The following is a 16,858-nucleotide window of genomic DNA, read 5'->3' on the forward strand; positions in this document are numbered from 1 at the left end:
CGAAAGCCCCGTCGCGCCTCGTGCCGGCGGGGCTTTCGCTTTTGCGCCACCGCCCACCGCCCAACGGCCCACCGCCCCCAGCCCGAGCTCCCGCGCGCCGGATGCACGAACGTGCAACACGACGTCATCCGGGAAGGATGCCACGGCGAACCGTGTTGGGCTGGGGGTGCGCCCAGCGCCACCCCGGACCCCCCAATCCCCCGCACGCACCACAGCAAGGAACACCTATGCCCCGTCGTCTCCCCGCCATCGCCGCCGCCCTCGGCGCTCTCGCCCTCGCCCTCACCGCCTGCAGCGGTACCTCGACGTCCGCGTCGAGCGCGCAGGGCGATGACCTCGGCCTCGTGTCGGCCGGAAACCTGACCGTGGCCACCGAGGGCACCTACCGCCCGTTCTCGTTCCACGACGAGTCGGGCACCCTCACCGGATTCGACGTCGAGATCGCGCAGGCCGTCGGCGAGAAGCTGGGCCTCAAGGTCCGCTTCCAGGAGACCCAGTGGGATGCCATCTTCGCCGGGCTCGACGCGGGACGTTTCGACGTCATCGCGAACCAGGTCTCGATCAACCCGGAGCGCCAGGCGAAGTACCTCTTCAGCTCGCCGTACACCGTGTCCCGCGGCGTCATCGTGACCGCCGACAGCGACTCCTCGATCTCGAGCTTCGCCGACCTGTCGGGCAAGACCACCGCGCAGTCGCTCACGAGCAACTGGTACGAGCTCGCGACGCAGAGCGGCGCGCAGGTCGAGGCCGTCGAGGGATGGGCGCAGGCCGTCGCGCTCCTCAAGCAGGGTCGCGTGGATGCCACGATCAACGACCAGCTGACCTACCTCGACTACGAGAAGACGAACAGCCCGACCGGCCTCAAGATCGCCGCGCAGACGGACGACACGTCCGACAGCGCCTTCGCGACGACGAAGGACAAGCAGGCCCTGACGGATGCCATCGACAAGGCGCTCGACGAGCTCCGCACCGACGGGACCCTCGCCGAGATCAGCCAGAAGTACTTCGGCGCCGACGTCACGAAGTAAAGCCCCGTCGCGCGCCCGCGCCTCCCGCCTAGCGTGGGAGGGCGGGCGTGCCGCGTTCGCGACAGGAAGGAGGCCGAGTGAACGACATCTGGACGCTGCTGCTCGATTCGTTCTGGCCCATGGTGCTGGCGGGCCTGCGGGGGACCATCCCGCTGTCGCTGGCGTCGTTCGCCATCGGACTCGTCATCGCCCTCGGCATGGCGTTGCTGCGGCTCTCGCGCAACGTGGTCCTGCGCGGGATCGCGCGGTTCTACATCTCGGTCATCCGTGGCACGCCGCTGCTGGTGCAGCTGTTCGTGATCTTCTACGGGCTGCCGGCCGTGGGTGTCGTCATCGACCCGTTCCCGGCCGCGGTCATCGCGTTCTCGCTGAACGTCGGCGGGTATGCCGCCGAGGTGATCCGCGCCGCGATCCTCTCGGTCCCCCGCGGCCAGTGGGAGGCCGCGCACGTCGTGGGCCTCTCGCCCCGGAAGACCCTGACGCGGATCATCCTGCCGCAGGCCGCCCGCGTCTCGGTGCCGCCCCTGTCCAACACGTTCATCTCGCTCGTGAAGGACAGCTCGCTGGCATCCCTCATCCTCGTCACGGAGCTGTTCCGGCAGGCCCAGAACATCGCCGCGTTCTCGTACGAGTTCATGGCGGTATACCTCGAAGCGGCCCTGATCTACTGGCTGTTCTGCCTCGTCCTGTCCGCCGGGCAGGGCGTGCTCGAGAGGAGGCTCGATCGCCATGTCGCACGCTGACGACACCCGTTCCCCGCTGCTCGAGGTCCGGGGCCTCCAGAAGAGTTTTGGCGACACCCGCGTGCTCGACGGGGTGGACCTCGGGGTGCGCCGCGGAGAGGTTCTGGTCCTGATCGGCCCGTCCGGTTCGGGCAAGACGACGGTGCTCCGGTGCCTCAATGGCCTGGAGACTCCCGAGGCGGGTCGCGTCGAATTCGACGGCGGCCCGACGATCGATTTCGCGCGTCCCGTGCCCAAGGCCGACCGCGCCGCGATGCGCGACCGGTCGGCGATGGTGTTCCAGCACCACAACCTGTTCCCGCACCTCACCGTGCTGCAGAACGTCATCGAGGGCCCGGTGCACGCGCACGGCGCGCCGAAGGCCGAGGCCGTCGCCCGCGCCGAGGCGCTGCTCGCCCGCGTGGGACTCGCCGAGAAGCGCGACGCCTACCCCGCGGAGCTCTCCGGCGGTCAGCAGCAGCGCGTGGGGATCGTGCGCGCGCTGGCGCTCCAGCCCGACCTTCTGCTGTTCGACGAGCCGACGAGCGCGCTCGACCCCGAGCTGGTCGGCGAGGTGCTGAAGGTGCTGCGGGGACTCGCGGATGACGGGTGGACGATGGTCATCGTCACGCACGAACTCGGCTTCGCGCGCGAGGTCGCGGACGAAGTGCTGTTCTTCGACGAGGGCGTCATCGTCGAGCGGGGCGCCCCCGCGACGCTGTTCACCGCGCCGCAGAAGGAGCGCACGCGCCGGTTCCTCGACCGTCTCCTGCGGCCCCTGGACTGACCGTGCCGCGGCTCACCGACCTCCTCGGGGTCGACCTCCCGATCGTCCTCGGCCCCTTCGGCGGACTGTCGTCGGTCGAGCTGACCGCGGCCGTCAGCGCCGGCGGCGGACTCGGCTCGTTCGGACTCTACGGCTACTCGCCGGACCGCATCGCCGACACGATCGCGCGGTTGCGACAGGCGACCAACCGCCCGATCGCCGTGAACCTGTGGTGGCCGCGCGGCGACGAGGTCGCCCCGTCCGACGTCGATCTCGTCCCGATCCTGGATGCCACGGCTCAGCTGTTCGCCGCCGCCGGTGTCGCACGTCCGACCGCGCCCGCCACCTTCCTGCCGGCGCTCGCCGACCAGCTCGACGCGGTGTTCACCGCGCGCCCCGACGTCCTGAGCGTGGTCTACGGCGTCCCGGATGCCACGACCGTCGCGCGCGCCCGAGAGCACGGCATCCGTGTCGTCGGCACCGCCACCTCGGTCAGGGAAGCCGTCGCGCTGGAGGCGGGGGGAGTGGATGCCGTGGTGGCGACGGGCATGGAGGCCGCGGGCCACCGCGTGTCGTTCCTGCGCGATCCCGCGGCCTCGCTCGTCGGGACGTTCGCGCTTGTGCCGCAGATCGTGGACGCGGTGTCCGTGCCGGTGATCGCCGCGGGCGGGATCGCCGATCGCCGCGGAGTCGCCGCCGCGTTGGCGTTGGGCGCCGAGGGCGTTCAGGTCGGCACGGCGTTCCTCCGCACGCGGCAGTCCGCGGCCACCGCCGCCCACAGAGCCGCCCTCGCCGCCGCGCGCGACACCGACACGGTGCTGACCCGGGCGATGAGCGGGCGTTTGGCGCGTGGCATCCCGAATCGTGCCGTCCGCGAGATCGAAGCGGCCGGGGCGATCGCGCCGTTCCCCGCGCAGAACTGGCTCACCGGGGTGTTCCGGGCGGCGGCTGCCGCCGCGGGCGAGGGCGAGCTGCTGTCGCTGTGGGCCGGGCAGGCTGCGGCGCTCGCGCGGTGGGACGACGCGGCCGAGGTGCTCGAGGAGCTCCGCGCGGGTCTCCCGAACGGTCGCGGCTAGGCCGGACCGAGGCTAGGCCGAACCGCGGCTAGGCCGAGGCCCGGATCTCGAAGCCTTCGCCGTCCTCGGCATCCGGCAGCTCAGTGACCTCGACCCGCTCGACGTGCGCTAGCGGCGGACCGGTGTGTGCCCAGGCGACGAGCGCGTCGACCGCGGCCGGTGTGCCGCTCACACGCGCCTCGACGGCGCCATCGCGGCGATTGCGCACCCAGCCCGTGACGCCGAGTCGCTCGGCCTCGGCGCGCAGCGCCCAGCGGAATCCGACGCCCTGAACGTGTCCGCGAACGGTGATCTCGACGGTGGCCATGGCTCCATTGTCACCTCACCCGGTGAACACCGGGAGGACGAGCGACACAGCCAACGCCCACATGACGAGGGCGATGACGCCGTCCAGAACCCGCCAGGCCCGCGGGCTGTCGAGCCACCGGCCGAGGAACCGCGCGCCGAAGCCGAGGGCGGCAAACCAGACGACGCTCGCGGCCGCGGCGCCGACACCGAACACGCCGCGCTCGGCGCCGTGCGTCGCGGCCACCGACCCGAGCAGGAACACGGTGTCGAGGTAGACGTGCGGATTCAGCCACGTGAGCGCGAGGCAGGTGAGGATCGCCGCCGTGCGGGTGGTCGTCGCGGTGAGGGTTCGGACGCTCGTCGACGCGCCCTCGTCGACGTGGAGGGTCGCGCCCGACGGCCGCAGCGCCCGCCGCGCGGCGACGACGCCGTACCCGACGAGGAAGGCGGCCCCCGCCCAGCGCACGACGGCGAGCACCCACGGCACCGCGGTCACGATCGCGCCCACGCCCGAGACGCCGAGCGCGATCAGCACCGCGTCTGAGGCCGCGCACACCGCGACGACGGCGAGGACGTGTTCGCGGCGCACGCCCTGGCGCAGCACGAAGAGGTTCTGCGCGCCGATCGCGACGATGAGCGAGAGGCCGAGACCGAATCCGGCGGCGAGGGAGGAGAGCACCCTCCGACGCTAGGGCGCGCGGGGCATCCAGACCAGTTCACGATTCTCACGAAGCATTAGCATCACTTCATGTCGGTTCCTCTGGACCTCGCACGCACCCTCGCCACGGTGGTGGACGAGGGGACCCTGGATGCCGCGGCACGCCGCCTCCACATCACCCCGTCCGCGGTGAGCCAGCGTCTGCGCGCGCTCGAGGACCAACTGGGGCGCGTCGTGCTCGTGCGGTCAAAACCCGTGCGGACGACGCCCGCGGGCGACGCCGTGGTCCGCCTCGCGCGCCAGCTCGCGCTGCTCGAGCACGACGCGCTCGCGGCGATGGGCGCCGACGACGGGGCCGTGGCATCCGTCCCGCTCGCGGTCAACGCGGACTCGCTCGCGACCTGGTTCCTGCCGCCGTTGCAGCGGGTCGCGGAGCGCCGCTCCGTCGTGTTCGACCTGCACCGCGACGACCAGGACTTCACCGCGGGGCTGTTGGAATCCGGCGTCGTCATGGCGGCGGTCACGTCGCGCGAGGTGCCCGTGGCCGGATGCCGCGTGAGTCGCCTCGGGGTCCTGCGCTACGAGGCGGTCGCGTCGGCCGGATTCGCCGCGCGGTGGTTTCCGGACGGGGTGGACGCGACGGCCCTGGCGGCGGCGCCGGTCGTCGACTTCGACCGCCGCGACGATCTGCAGACGCAGTGGCTCGCCGCTCGCGGTGTGCCGGCGGGGGAGCCGCCGCGGCATCGCGTCCCCGCCTCGCAGGACTTCGCGACCGCCGTCGCGCTCGGACTCGGGTGGGGACTGCTACCGGGCTTCCAGTCCGCCGCGGGCCTGGCGAGCGGCGCGCTCGTGCGGCTCGGCGGCGACCCCGTCGACGTGCCCCTGTTCTGGCAGCAGTGGAACCTCACGTCTCCGCTCCTCGACGAGGTCGCCGAGGAGGTCGTGGGCGAGGGGCGGCGCGTGCTCGCGTCGGGCGGGGTCAGTCGTCGCTGACGCGCAGGACGATCTTGCCCCGCGTGTGCCCCTTCTCCAGTTCGCGGTGGGCGTCCGCGGCATCCTCGAGGTCGAACACCCGGTCGACGAAGACGCGGACGGCTCCGGAATCCAGCAGGCGCGCGATCGTGGCCAGCGCGCTGCCGTCGGGGACGACCTTGTATCCGGTGGAACGGATGCCACGCGCCGCCGCCGCATCGCGATAGCCGGGCCACGCGCCGGTGGGGACCTCGATCAGCAGACCGCCCGGACGGAGGACGTCGAGCGAGCGCGTGCCCGTGTTCGCGACGGTGTTGCCGATCAGGTCGACGACGACATCGACGTCGGCGAGGACGTCCTCGAACCGGACCGCCGTGTGATCGACGACCTCGGCCGCACCCAGCTCGCGCAGCCAGTCGAGGTTGCGCGGTGACCCGGTCGCGATCACGTGCGCGCCGAAGTACGCGGCGAACTGCACGGCGAAGTGTCCGACGCCCCCGCTCGCCGCGTGGATGAGGATGCGCTGGTTCGCGTGGGCCAGCGCCGTCTCGACGACGACGCCCCACGCGGTCAGGGCGGCCAGGGGAACCCCGGCGGCCTCCACGTGGGAGAGCGACGCGGGCTTCCGCGCGAGCGAGAGCGACGGGACGACGGCGTACTCGGCGTACGTGCCGGGCGTGCGCGGGGTCGGCGTCATGCCGAACACCTCGGTTCCCGGCGGGAAGGGGTGGGACTCGTACGGGGTCGCGACCACGACCCCGCTGAAGTCGTAGCCGAGGGTCGCGGGCCACGACGTGATCGCGCCGCTCGCGCCGCGGCCTGCGCGGGTCTTCGCGTCGATCGGGTTGATACCCGCCGCGACCACGCGCACCAGCACTTCGCTCATGATCGGTGTCGGCACCGCCACGGTCGATTCGTGCAGGACGTCGGGCTCGCCGGGGGCGTCCAGGACGACGGCGCGCATGGTCTCGGGATGGGTGGGGCCGGGCGCCTCGACGCTGGCCTCGGGACGCGTCGATCGGAATCTCATCGGGCGCTCCTCTCGGGGTCACGTCGACAGCGACTCCGCCTCGACTCGACCAGTCAAGCGCGCCATTGTCTCGGCGGTGTTACGCCTCGATCACCGTGTCGCGTCCGCTCCGCGGGGCGAACGCTCACCCGCGACCGGCACCCCGCCCACGGCGAGGGCGTGCAGCATCGTCGAAAGATGCGCGATGTCGTCGACCGACCAGTCGGTCAGCGCCTCGTACAGGCGGCTCTCGTGCGGCGCGCGGGCGTCGTCGAGGCGCTCCTGCCCGAGGGGGGTGACCGCGATGAGGCGCGAGCGGCGATCGTTCGGGTCGAGGGTGCGCGTCACCAGGCCGGCGCCCTCGAGGTCGCTGATCGCGCGGCTGAGGAATCCCTTGTCGGTGGCCAGTCGCTCGGCCAGCGTCGACAGGGTGATCGGACCGAACCGGCTGACGACCGACAGCGTCTTGAACGTCGCCGGGAGCATCCCGGGGCTGACCCGTTCCGCCGCCTCCGCGATGTAGCGGCGGAACGTGGTCAGGAGCTCGGAGAACGACGATTCGAGCGCGTGCACGGCGGCCTGCCGCTCGGCGTCGTTTTCGCTCGTCATGTCACCCATCCTCCCCCATCGGGGCGTTCGACCGCGTCCGGCGACGCGACGTAACGTTCGCCGTCGAGACGGTTCCCGTCGTGGCCAACGCCGCCATTCCCTCCGGGACCGACACGGTGGCCAGGTCCGCCTCGCTCGCGGCGACGCGCTCCGACGTCGTCATGCGCGTGAGCGGACGGTTCGGCAGGAACACGATGGCGATGAGGCTCACGATGGCCACCGGCACGGCGATGAGGAACGCGTGGGCGATCGACAGGGCGTAGATGTCCTCGACGATCACGCGCACGGTGTCGGGGAGCGTCGACACCTGCGGGATCGTGCCGGACTGCAGCGCCTGCGCGACGGGAGCACCGGCCGGACCGAGCCCGGCGATGGCGGCCTGCACGTCCGCGGCGCGATCGGTGAACAGGCTCGTCGCCGTGCTCGCGAGCACCGCGCCCATGACCGAGACGCCGATGGTGCCGCCCAGGCTGCGGAAGAACGTCACGCCGGAGCTCGCCGCCCCCATGCGCTCGGGATCGGCGGTGTTCTGCACGATGAGCACGAGGTTCTGCATCGTCATGCCGACACCGGCGCCCAGCAGGAACATGTACAGCGACACCAGCGCGAAGTTCGTGTCGTAGTGGATCGTCGACAGTAGGTACGTCCCCGCGATGAGCAGCACGCCGCCCGCGATGAGGAACGGCTTCCAGTGGCCGAAGCGCGTGATGAGCGCGCCGACGATGATGGATGCCAGGAGCAGACCCGCGATCATCGGGATCGTCATGACGCCGGCCTGCGTGGGCGTCGCTCCGCGCGCCATCTGCATGTACTGGCTGAGGAACACCGACGTGCCGAACATCGCCAGACCGGTCGCGATCGAGGCGATCGTGGCGAGGGTGAACGTGGCATCCCGGAAGAGGGTCAGCGGCACGAGCGGCTCGGACGACCGCAGCTCGACCACGATGAAGAGGATCGCGGCGAGGACGGCGCCGCCGACCATGAGGAGCGTCTCGGTACTCGCCCAGTCGAAGGAGCGTCCGGCGTTGGTCACCCAGATCAGCAGCAGCGAGACGGCGGTCGACAGCAGCACGATGCCGAGGTAGTCGATCTTGACCTTGCGCTTCGCGCGCTTCGGGAGGTGCAGCGTGCGCTGCTGGATGAGGAGTGCGGCGACGGCGAAGGGCAGGGCGACGAAGAAGTTGAACCGCCAGCCGAAGGCATCCGTGATCACGCCGCCGAGGAGCGGGCCGCCGACGGTGGCGACGGCCATCACGGCACCGAACAGGCCCATATAGCGACCGCGCTCGCGCGGGCTGATGATGTCGGCCATGATGACCTGGCTGAGCGCGGCGAGGCCACCGGCGCCGAGGCCCTGCACGGCGCGGAAGGCGATGAGCATGTCGGTGTTCTGCGAGAAACCGGCGGCCGCGGTGGCGAGCACGAAGATCGCGATCGCGACCTGGATCAGCACCTTGCGGTTGAACAGGTCGGCGAGCTTGCCCCAGATCGGGGTGGAGATCGCGGTGGTGAGGAGGGTCGCGGTGACGACCCAGGTGTAGGCGTTCTGATCGCCGGACAGGTCGTGCACGATGACCGGCAGCGACGTCGAGACGACGGTCGAGGCCAGCATCGACACGAACATGCCGAGGAGCAGTCCGATCAGGGCGGGGAGCACGCGCCGCGGCGCGGCGGTGTCGGGGACGGTTGAGGTCATGCGGGGGTCTCCTGGGGGAGGAAGGATGCCGCGACGACGTCGGCGCGATAGTTGACTAAGAGCAACTATACGCCGGATGTTTGATGTGAGTCAACTATCCGTCGAGGAGCGCGAGCGCGCGATACTTCTCGGTGGGTTCGGGGCGTGGAGCCGGCGCGCGGCCCGAGGTGGTGCGCCGGTACAGCTCGTCGATGAGCGACGTGGCGAGGCGGACGAGCGACGCGATCTCCTTCTCGTCGCGGTCCACCCACTGGCAGCGCGGCTCGTCGTCCACGGGAACGAAGCCGTCGTGCTGCTCCCATGCCACGAGCGTGCGCTCCGCGCCGAGTACGTGCTGCTGCCACCAGACCTGCCGCAGGTAGGTGCGGGGGATCGACCGCCACGACTTGTTGGTCGTCTTGATCTCGGCCAGGACGATGCGCCCCTCGGCATCCACGACGACCCCGTCGGGGGTGGCGAGGTGCCGCTTCTCGACGACGGCGTGGTACAGCGCGGACGAGGGCTGGATGCCATGCGTCGCCGCCACCCATGCCGCGATCTCGGGCTCGCGCCGACGACCGTGCGCCGTGTAGGCGTTGCCCGAGAAGTTCGAGCCGAGGAGCTTGGCATCCGCCGCTCGCGCGATCGCGTTGGCGCTGGTGAGGGTCGCGACGTCCGTCGCGGTGATGCCCCGCGAACGCGCGCGGATCCAGGCGACACGGTCGCGGGAATCGGCGACGATCCGCGACTCGAGGTCGGCGCTGCGGGAGGCGACGAGCTCGGGGGACATGCGTTCGACCCTAACCCCGTCGGACGGTCGGCTTGTTCGATGGCGCGGTGTGTCTCGCGCTCGCGGTGTGGCTGCCGGGCGGGGATTTGGCGCGCGGGCGAGGGGTTGGTACAGTGGGGGCAAGCCAAAGACCGCCGGTCATCGTCGTGCGTGCACGAAGATCGAAGCGTCTGCCGAAAGGCAGAGGACCTGCGCAGGTATACGTAACTCCTCCCGATCGGGATTCCGAGCTCCGTGCGCCTGCGCCGGAGCTCTTCTTTTTTTGCCGTCGCCCGGTGTCTTGGCCGGTGCCCCGCTTCCGCGGAGCACCTCGTACACACAAGGAGTGGCCATGGCGCAGAAGGACGCATCGGTCGCCGAGCTCACGAAGCACTTCGAGAACTCGACTGCCGTTCTGCTGACCGAGTACCGCGGTCTGACGGTTGCCCAGCTCAAGCAGCTGCGCAACGACATCCGTCAGGACGCGGAGTACGCCGTGGTGAAGAACACGCTGACCAAGATCGCCGCCGCCAACGCGGGGGTCTCGGGACTGGACGACGAGCTCAAGGGCCCGTCTGCCATCGCGTTCGTGCACGGCGACCCCGTCGCCGTCGCGAAGAGCCTGCGTGCCTTCGCCAAGGCTAACCCTCAGCTCGTGGTGAAGGGCGGCTACTTCGATGGCGCCCCGCTCACCGCGGATGAGGTCAACAAGCTCGCCGATCTCGAAAGCCGTGAAGTCCTGCTGGCGAAGCTCGCCGGTGCGATGAAGGCGACGATGACCAAGGCGGCATACGTCTTCCAGGCGCTTCCGTCGAAGGCCGTTCGCACGGTCGACGCGCTGCGCGAGAAGCAGGACACCGCGGCCTGACCCGGCCCGGATGACAATCCCGATCAAGGAGAAACACAATGGCTAAGCTCAGCACCGAAGAGCTGCTCGACGCGTTCAAGGAGCTCACCCTCATCGAGCTCTCCGAGTTCGTCAAGGCGTTCGAGGAGACCTTCGACGTCACCGCTGCCGCCCCCGTGGCCGTGGCCGGCCCCGCCGCCGGTGGCGCTGCCCCCGTCGAAGAGGTCGAGGAGAAGGACTCGTTCGACGTCGTCCTCGAGGCCGCCGGCGACAAGAAGATCCAGGTCATCAAGGTCGTCCGCGAGCTCACCTCGCTCGGCCTCGGCGAGGCCAAGGCCGTCGTCGACGGTGCCCCCAAGGCCGTGCTCGAGGGCGCGAACAAGGAGACCGCCGACAAGGCGAAGGAAGCCCTCGAGGCTGCCGGCGCCACGGTGACCCTCAAGTAATTCCACGCACTTCGCGTAACGAAGGCCCGGATGCCAGTGGCATCCGGGCCTTCGTCCGTCTCCGGGGGTGGGGCCCGATGTTCACCGACTCGAAACATCGAAGTCTGGGAAATCGATATGTGTTCGTTTACGGTCGAAGAGACCCCCCGTCGATCCCCCCACCCGACGTCGCTCCGTCGCGCGTCGTTCTTTGGAGACCCATGCATCACGCACCCTCCCGCGCGCCCGCGCGCCGATTCACCACCACACTGAGCGCCGTCCTCGGCGCCGCCCTGCTCGGATCCGCTCTGGTCCCTGCTCCCGCGTTCGCCGCCGACGGCCCCCGGGTGGTGATCAACGAGGCCTACCTCAAGGGCGGCAGCGCCGGCGCCCCTTTCAACAAGAAGTTCGTCGAGCTCTACAACGCCGGCGACACCGCCCAGGACCTGACCGGATGGTCGCTGCAGTACCGCTCCGCGGGGAACGTCGCAGCCCCCAACGGCGCGAACACGCAGCCGCTGAGCGGATCCATAGCCCCGGGCGCGTACTACCTCATCGGCCTCCCCGGCAATGGGACGAACGGCGCCGACCTGCCGACCCCCGACCTCACGAGCACCGGACTGAATCCCTCGGGTACGACCGGTCAGCTCTTCCTCGCCAACGTCGCCGAATCGCTCGCCCTGCCGGCGGGGAACGTGGACGACGCTCGCGTCGTGGACTTCCTCGGATACGGCACCGCCGTGTCGTTCGAGACGGCGCCGGCCGTGGTCGACGGATCGACCACCACACCCAACTCTCTCGTCCGCACCGGCTTCGCCGACACGAACGACAACTCCGCAGACTTCACCAACGCCACGACCGTCACACCGCAGGGTTCCGGTGCGGCGCCCGCCCCCGAGCCCTCGGCGACCCCGACCGAGACGCCCGCACCGACCCCGGCCCCGACGGTCACGCCGGGCGCAGTGGTGCCGATCCGCGACATCCAGGGCACGGGTGCGACCTCGCCGCTGGTCGGGAGCACGGTCACCACCCGGGGCATCGTCACCGCGGCCTACCCGACCGGCGGGTACAACGGCTTCTACATCCAGACGCCCGGGACCGGCGGCGACATCGACCTCGCCACGCACACCGCGTCGGACGCGATCTTCGTCTTCGGATCGGCCGCAACAGCCAAGGTCGAGAAGGGCGACTACGTCGAGGTCACGGGCCCCGTGTCCGAATACAACTCCCTCACCGAGATCACCGCGGCCGCTGACGACGTGCGGGTGCTCGACGAGGCCGTCAGCGCCGTCCAGCCCGCGAAGATCGGCTGGCCCCGCACGGACGACGAGCGTGAGGCCTTCGAGGGCATGCTCCTCGCGCCGACGGGCGACTTCACGGTCACGGACAACTACGACACCAACCGCTTCGCTGTCCTGGGGCTCGCCGCCGGCACCACGCCGCTGCGGACCCCCTCGGATGTCGCGCGCCCCGGCACGCGGGAGTACGACGAGGCGGTCACCGACAATGCGGCTCGTGGCGTGATCCTCGATGACGGCGCTTCCGTGAACTACCTCACCACGGGCAAGAACGATCCGCTGCCGTACGTGTCGCTTGAGAATCCCGTGCGAGTGGGCGCAGCCGTGACGTTCGAGACGCCCGTGATCCTGGACTTCCGCAACAAGCTGTGGACATTCCAGCCCACCGAGCAGCTCACCGTCGCGAACGCCGACACCGTCCAGCCTGCCTCGTTCGAGAACACCCGGAAGAGCGCGCCCGAACCGGTCGGCGGCAACGTCAAGATCTCGAGCTTCAACGTGCTGAACTACTTCACCACCACGGCTGAGAGCGTCGGCTGCACCTCGACCTACAAAGACCGCGCGGGCAACCCGATCACCGCGGACAAGTGCCCGAACAACGGCCCCCGCGGTGCCGCGAACGACGAGAACCTCCAGCGTCAGCAGTCGAAGATCGTCGCCGCGATCAACGGCCTCGGCGCCGACGTCGTCTCGCTCGAGGAGATCGAGAACTCGGCGCAGTTCGGCAAGGACCGCGACGCGGCGCTGTCGACCCTCGTGGGTGCGCTCAACGCGAAAGCGGGCTCAGAGCTGTGGGCATTCGTCCCGTCTCCAGCGGTTCTCCCTGCATCCGAAGACGTCATCCGCACCGCTTTCATCTATAAGAAGGGGATCGTCGCCCCGGTCGGCGACAGCGTCATCCTCGACGATCCCGCGTTCGCCAACGCGCGCCAGCCGCTCGCGCAGGCGTTCGCCCCGGTCGGAGATCCGGATGCCAAGATCCTGGCGATCGTGAACCACTTCAAGTCCAAGGGCACCAGCGACGACGCCACCGGCGACAACGCCGATGACGGAACCCAGGGCGCCTTCAACGGCGACCGCGTGCGACAGGCCGAGGCGCTCGGGAACTTCGCGAAGGAGCGCTCGGCGGCGGCCGGCACGGACGACGTCTTCCTCCTCGGCGACTTCAACGCCTACACGTACGAGGACCCGATCGAGAAGCTCCGTTCGTTCGGCTTCGAGCCGCTCGAGGCGGGCACGGGGAAGTACTCATACTCGTACGACGGGCAGTCCGGCTCGCTCGACCACGTCCTGGCGTCCCCCTCGGCGCGCGGGCTGGTCACGGGAACCGACATCTGGAACATCAACGCCGTGGAGGCGCTGGCTCTCGAGTACAGCCGCTACAACTACAACGCGCTGAACTTCTACGACACGTCGCCGTACCGCTCGAGCGACCATGACCCCGTGATCGTGGGTCTCGACCTGTCGTCGACGACGGACATCAACCTGCTCGGCATCAACGACTTCCACGGCCGGATCGACGCCAACACGGTGAAGTTCGCCGGCACGATCGAGCAGTTGCGCGCGGAGTACGGCGACGACAACACGCTGTTCCTCTCGAACGGCGACAACATCGGTGCCTCGGTGTTCGCGTCGTCGGAGTTCGGCGACCAGCCGACGCTGGACGTCCTCGACGCGCTGGAGCTCGCGGCATCCGGAACGGGAAACCACGAGTTCGACAAGGGTGCCGACGACCTCACCGGGCGCGTGTCCGACCTCGCCGACTTCCCGTACCTCGCGGCGAACGTCTACAAGGACGGTGCGCCGATCCTGCCGGGCTACACGATCCTCGAGGTCGACGGGGTGCGCGTGGGTGTCGTGGGTGCGGTCACGCAGTCGACGCCGACGCTCGTCACCGAGAGCGGCATCCGCGGGATCGAATTCCGGGACCCGGTCGCCGAGGTGAACCGTGTCGTCGCTGAGATCGACGATCAGGTCGACGTCATCGTGGCGGAGTACCACGAGGGCACCGAGGTGGGCGACGAGAAGGCGACGCTCGACCAGGCGCTCGCCGAGGGCGGCGTGTTCGAGCGCATGGTCAACGACACCGCTCCCGCGGTGGATGCCATCTTCACCGGCCACACGCACGCGAAGTACGCGTGGAAGGCTCCGGTCCCGGGGACGGACCGGACGCGCCCGATCCTGCAGACCGGGAGCTACGGCGAGAACATCGGACAGGTCGTCCTGAAGGTCGACGACGCCGGCGACGTGGTCGACTACACCGTCCGCAATGTCCCGAGGCTCGCCGCGGTGAAGCCGGAGACGAGCGGCGAGCTCGACGCCCGACTCATCGCGACCTACCCCCGGGTCAAGGAGGTCAACGACATCGTCGTCGACGCCCGGGCGAGGGCGGACGTCGTGGGCCGGGTGCCGGTGGGGTCGGTCACGGCCGACATCACCACCGCCTTCCAGGGCGGGGGCTACGTGAACGGTGTCTACACCGGCGGTAAGCGCGACGACCGTTCGAAGCCGTCCGCGCTCGGCGGACTCGTGGCCGACGCGCTGCTGTGGAAGCTCTCGGACCCGGCGCTGGGCGGGGCCGACCTCGCGGTCGTGAACCCGGGCGGTCTGCGCGACGAACTGCTCTACGGGGAGGACGGCGTCATCACGGTCGCGGAGGCCAACGCGGTGCTGCCGTTCGTCAACAACCTGTGGACCACGACCCTCACCGGCGACCAGTTGCGCGTCATGCTGGAGCAGCAGTGGGGCGATGCCGCGGGCCGCGGCACGACGAACCTCGCGCTGGGGGTGTCCGAGAACGTCCGCTACACCTACGACGCCTCGCGCCCCGCCGGCCAGCGCGTGACGGGCATCTGGATCGACGGCGTGGCCGTGGACCCGGCGGCCCCGTACCGGGTCGGTTCGTTCAGCTTCCTCCTCCAGGGCGGCGACAGCTTCTCGGTCTTCCGCGAAGGAACCGACACGCGCGACTCCGGTCTGATCGACCGCGACGGCTGGTTCGACTACCTGCGCAAGACCCCGGGCCTCACCCCCGACTTCACCGCGCGCGCGGTGCAGGTCTCGGGCGTCCCCGACCAGGTGCAGCGCGGGGGCACGGCCACCCTCACGGTGTCGGACCTCGACCTCACGTCGCTCGGTGCTCCGGCGCACACGGCGCTCACGGCGAGCGTCGGCGCCGGATCGGCCGTCGCGTCGGCGGTCCTCGGTGGCTCGTCGATCGTCACGGTGACGGTTCCCGCGGACGCCCCTGACTCGCTCGCCCTGACCCTCACGGCGCAGCCGACCGGGACGCAGATCACCGTTCCGCTGCGTGTGGGTGACGCGGCGGCGGGAGAGGCAGCGGCCGGGCCCTCTCACGGTGCGCTCGCCGTCACCGGAACCGACGGCGCGTGGATGGGGGCCGGAGTCCTCGCCGCCCTCGCTCTGATGGGCCTGGGTGTCGTCATCCGTCGCCGGTCGGCGCGCCGAGCCGACTGATCCGCAACGACAAGGGGACCTCGGATGCCTGGCATCCGGGGTCCCTTCGTCGTCAGAGGGTGCGCGGGGGAGCGGTGGACGCGCGCACGACCAGCCGGGTGTCGGCGGTGGTGCGGGGCGGCGGTTGCTCGCCCTCGAGCATGGAGAGCAGCAGGCGGGTCGCCTCGACGCCCTGCGCGTCCGGGTACTGCTCGATCGTGGTCAGCGCGAACATCTCGGCGTAGTCGTGACCGTCGATGCCGACCACGCTCAGCTCGGTGGGGACCGAGATGCCCATGCGGCGTGCGGCGATGATGACGCCCACGGCCACCTCGTCGCACGCCGCAACCACGCCGGTCGGCCGTGATGCGGCGTCGGCGAGGAAGGAGGCCGCGGCGGCGTAGGCGTCGGTGATCGTGAGCGTCGACGGGACGTTGCGGATCCGCACCGCCAGGCCGCTGTCGTTCATGGCGTTGCGGTAGCCGATCGAGCGCTCGTCGACGTCGCGGGCCGGGGCATCCGTGGGCGGAGTGCTGCCGACGAAGGCGATGTCGGTGTGCCCGAGCGCGATGAGGTGCTGGGTGATGATCCGGGTGATTCCGATGTTGTCGAGACCCAGGGTCGGGATGCCCTGCAGCGGGTTTCCGATGCACACGGTGGGCTTGTCGATCGCGAGCAGGCGCTCGAGGTCGCTGTCGCCGGGCTCCAGCGCGACGGCGATGATGCCGTCGAACCGCTTGCGCGCGAGGTACGTCGAGTACAGGCTCTCGCGGTCGCGGGACCCGGGTTCGGCGACGTAGAGGGTCACGTCGTAACCCTGCGAGATGAGCGAGCGTTCGACGCCCTCGATGATCGCGCCGAAGTACCAGCGGTTGACCTTGGGGACGATCAGGGCGACCGTGCGGGTGCGCCCGGTCGCGAGGCTCACGGCGCTCGTCGAGGGCACGTAGCCGAGGGATGCCGCTGCGTCGGTGACGCGTCGCCGGGTGTCGTCGGAGACGTAGCCGCCGCCGGTCAGCGCGCGACTCGCCGTCGACTTCGACACGCCTGCCAGGCGTGCCACATCGGCGATTCCGCTCATAGCCGTCTTCCTCGAGGGTGGTCGACGTCCGTGTCGACGTCATGAAGAGTATCCGACAAATGCCGAATCTGGAACCGGTTCCTCCACGTTTCCCCCGCCAAGTTCCCCGGGAATCCGCCAGTTATTGACTCGTGATCAAAGTTTGTTGCGCAACGGGTCGTTCTAGCCTACGGTGATCT

At 70.1% G+C, this 16,858-nt stretch carries 15 protein-coding genes; 8 read left to right on the forward strand and 7 right to left on the reverse strand.

Annotation, left to right across the window (positions count from 1 at the left end; translation table 11 throughout):
* Positions 1-227 precede the first annotated feature (227 nt).
* The 4 genes from RKD05_RS10530 to RKD05_RS10545 all read left to right on the forward strand — a co-directional run bounded on the left by RKD05_RS10530 (position 228) and on the right by RKD05_RS10545 (position 3,592).
* Positions 228-1,028 carry an amino acid ABC transporter substrate-binding protein gene (locus RKD05_RS10530; RefSeq protein WP_424709898.1) on the forward strand — a complete coding sequence of 267 codons (801 nt, stop codon included), beginning with the start codon at positions 228-230 and terminating at the stop codon, positions 1,026-1,028.
* A gap of 119 nt (positions 1,029-1,147) precedes the next feature.
* The gene (locus RKD05_RS10535) at positions 1,148-1,771 is read left to right on the forward strand and encodes an amino acid ABC transporter permease (protein ID WP_231901763.1); all 624 of its coding nucleotides are present in this window, start codon (positions 1,148-1,150) and stop codon (positions 1,769-1,771) included.
* On the forward strand, positions 1,758-2,537 hold the full coding sequence (locus tag RKD05_RS10540) for an amino acid ABC transporter ATP-binding protein (RefSeq protein ID WP_424709900.1): 780 nt from the start codon (positions 1,758-1,760) through the stop codon (positions 2,535-2,537). Before RKD05_RS10535 ends, RKD05_RS10540 begins: the two co-directional genes overlap by 14 nt.
* A gap of 2 nt (positions 2,538-2,539) precedes the next feature.
* Positions 2,540-3,592: an NAD(P)H-dependent flavin oxidoreductase gene (locus RKD05_RS10545; protein WP_424709901.1), complete on the forward strand. Its 1,053-nt coding sequence runs from the start codon at positions 2,540-2,542 to the stop codon at positions 3,590-3,592.
* A 28-nt stretch (positions 3,593-3,620) separates the two neighbouring features.
* Here RKD05_RS10545 and RKD05_RS10550 read toward each other — a convergent pair whose 3' ends face one another.
* Together RKD05_RS10550 and RKD05_RS10555 are read right to left on the reverse strand one after the other, a co-directional pair.
* Positions 3,621-3,899: an acylphosphatase gene (locus RKD05_RS10550; RefSeq protein WP_424709903.1), complete on the reverse strand. Its 279-nt coding sequence runs from the start codon at positions 3,897-3,899 to the stop codon at positions 3,621-3,623.
* A gap of 15 nt (positions 3,900-3,914) precedes the next feature.
* Positions 3,915-4,559: a LysE/ArgO family amino acid transporter gene (locus RKD05_RS10555; protein WP_424709905.1), complete on the reverse strand. Its 645-nt coding sequence runs from the start codon at positions 4,557-4,559 to the stop codon at positions 3,915-3,917.
* Between the two features lie 69 nt (positions 4,560-4,628).
* Here RKD05_RS10555 and RKD05_RS10560 point away from each other — a divergent pair, with 69 nt between their 5' ends.
* Entirely contained in the window at positions 4,629-5,531 is a 903-nt protein-coding gene (locus RKD05_RS10560; RefSeq protein ID WP_424709907.1) for a LysR family transcriptional regulator ArgP, read from the forward strand.
* Here the strand turns inward: RKD05_RS10560 and RKD05_RS10565 are convergent.
* The 4 genes from RKD05_RS10565 to RKD05_RS10580 form a co-directional block, all read right to left on the reverse strand.
* Positions 5,518-6,540: an NADP-dependent oxidoreductase gene (locus RKD05_RS10565; RefSeq protein WP_424709909.1), complete on the reverse strand. Its 1,023-nt coding sequence runs from the start codon at positions 6,538-6,540 to the stop codon at positions 5,518-5,520. The two genes, RKD05_RS10560 and RKD05_RS10565, sit on opposite strands and share 14 nt — an antisense overlap.
* A 90-nt stretch (positions 6,541-6,630) precedes the next feature.
* Positions 6,631-7,128 carry a MarR family winged helix-turn-helix transcriptional regulator gene (locus RKD05_RS10570; protein ID WP_424709910.1) on the reverse strand — a complete coding sequence of 166 codons (498 nt, stop codon included), beginning with the start codon at positions 7,126-7,128 and terminating at the stop codon, positions 6,631-6,633.
* Position 7,129: 1 nt separating this feature from the next.
* Entirely contained in the window at positions 7,130-8,824 is a 1,695-nt protein-coding gene (locus RKD05_RS10575) for an MDR family MFS transporter (protein WP_424709912.1), read from the reverse strand.
* Positions 8,825-8,918: 94 nt separating this feature from the next.
* Positions 8,919-9,593, reverse strand: a complete 675-nt coding sequence (locus tag RKD05_RS10580) for a YqaJ viral recombinase family protein (protein WP_424709913.1) — start codon at positions 9,591-9,593, stop codon at positions 8,919-8,921.
* 331 nt (positions 9,594-9,924) lie between these two features.
* Here RKD05_RS10580 and rplJ point away from each other — a divergent pair, with 331 nt between their 5' ends.
* The 3 genes from rplJ to RKD05_RS10595 all read left to right on the forward strand — a co-directional run bounded on the left by rplJ (position 9,925) and on the right by RKD05_RS10595 (position 15,619).
* Entirely contained in the window at positions 9,925-10,440 is a 516-nt protein-coding gene (rplJ, locus tag RKD05_RS10585; protein WP_022879998.1) for a 50S ribosomal protein L10, read from the forward strand.
* 38 nt (positions 10,441-10,478) lie between these two features.
* Positions 10,479-10,865: a 50S ribosomal protein L7/L12 gene (gene rplL / locus RKD05_RS10590; protein WP_022879997.1), complete on the forward strand. Its 387-nt coding sequence runs from the start codon at positions 10,479-10,481 to the stop codon at positions 10,863-10,865.
* 200 nt (positions 10,866-11,065) lie between these two features.
* A complete protein-coding gene (locus RKD05_RS10595; RefSeq protein ID WP_424709915.1) occupies positions 11,066-15,619 on the forward strand; it encodes an ExeM/NucH family extracellular endonuclease in 4,554 nt (1,517 codons plus the stop codon).
* A 52-nt stretch (positions 15,620-15,671) separates the two neighbouring features.
* Here the strand turns inward: RKD05_RS10595 and RKD05_RS10600 are convergent, their stop codons facing one another.
* Positions 15,672-16,679, reverse strand: coding sequence for a LacI family DNA-binding transcriptional regulator (locus tag RKD05_RS10600; protein ID WP_424709917.1), 1,008 nt, complete (start codon positions 16,677-16,679; stop codon positions 15,672-15,674).
* Positions 16,680-16,858: the final 179 nt, after the last annotated feature.

This window comes from Microbacterium sp. SLBN-111, from assembly GCF_049739645.1.
In the GTDB taxonomy this organism is placed as follows: Bacteria; Actinomycetota; Actinomycetes; order Actinomycetales; family Microbacteriaceae; genus Microbacterium.

What these genes read in the sequence shown, in the direction of transcription:
- RKD05_RS10530 (WP_424709898.1), top strand. Translation starts at nt 228, where the DNA reads ATGCCCCGTCGTCTCCCCGCCATCGCCGCCGCCCTCGGCGCTCTCGCC.
- RKD05_RS10580 (WP_424709913.1), bottom strand. Translation starts at nt 9,593, where the DNA reads ATGTCCCCCGAGCTCGTCGCCTCCCGCAGCGCCGACCTCGAGTCGCGG.
- RKD05_RS10535 (WP_231901763.1), top strand. Translation starts at nt 1,148, where the DNA reads ATGGTGCTGGCGGGCCTGCGGGGGACCATCCCGCTGTCGCTGGCGTCG.
- RKD05_RS10550 (WP_424709903.1), bottom strand. Translation starts at nt 3,899, where the DNA reads ATGGCCACCGTCGAGATCACCGTTCGCGGACACGTTCAGGGCGTCGGA.
- RKD05_RS10565 (WP_424709909.1), bottom strand. Translation starts at nt 6,540, where the DNA reads ATGAGATTCCGATCGACGCGTCCCGAGGCCAGCGTCGAGGCGCCCGGC.
- RKD05_RS10600 (WP_424709917.1), bottom strand. Translation starts at nt 16,679, where the DNA reads ATGAGCGGAATCGCCGATGTGGCACGCCTGGCAGGCGTGTCGAAGTCG.
- RKD05_RS10560 (WP_424709907.1), top strand. Translation starts at nt 4,629, where the DNA reads ATGTCGGTTCCTCTGGACCTCGCACGCACCCTCGCCACGGTGGTGGAC.
- RKD05_RS10575 (WP_424709912.1), bottom strand. Translation starts at nt 8,824, where the DNA reads ATGACCTCAACCGTCCCCGACACCGCCGCGCCGCGGCGCGTGCTCCCC.
- rplL (WP_022879997.1), top strand. Translation starts at nt 10,479, where the DNA reads ATGGCTAAGCTCAGCACCGAAGAGCTGCTCGACGCGTTCAAGGAGCTC.
- rplJ (WP_022879998.1), top strand. Translation starts at nt 9,925, where the DNA reads ATGGCGCAGAAGGACGCATCGGTCGCCGAGCTCACGAAGCACTTCGAG.
- RKD05_RS10540 (WP_424709900.1), top strand. Translation starts at nt 1,758, where the DNA reads ATGTCGCACGCTGACGACACCCGTTCCCCGCTGCTCGAGGTCCGGGGC.
- RKD05_RS10595 (WP_424709915.1), top strand. Translation starts at nt 11,066, where the DNA reads ATGCATCACGCACCCTCCCGCGCGCCCGCGCGCCGATTCACCACCACA.
- RKD05_RS10570 (WP_424709910.1), bottom strand. Translation starts at nt 7,128, where the DNA reads ATGACGAGCGAAAACGACGCCGAGCGGCAGGCCGCCGTGCACGCGCTC.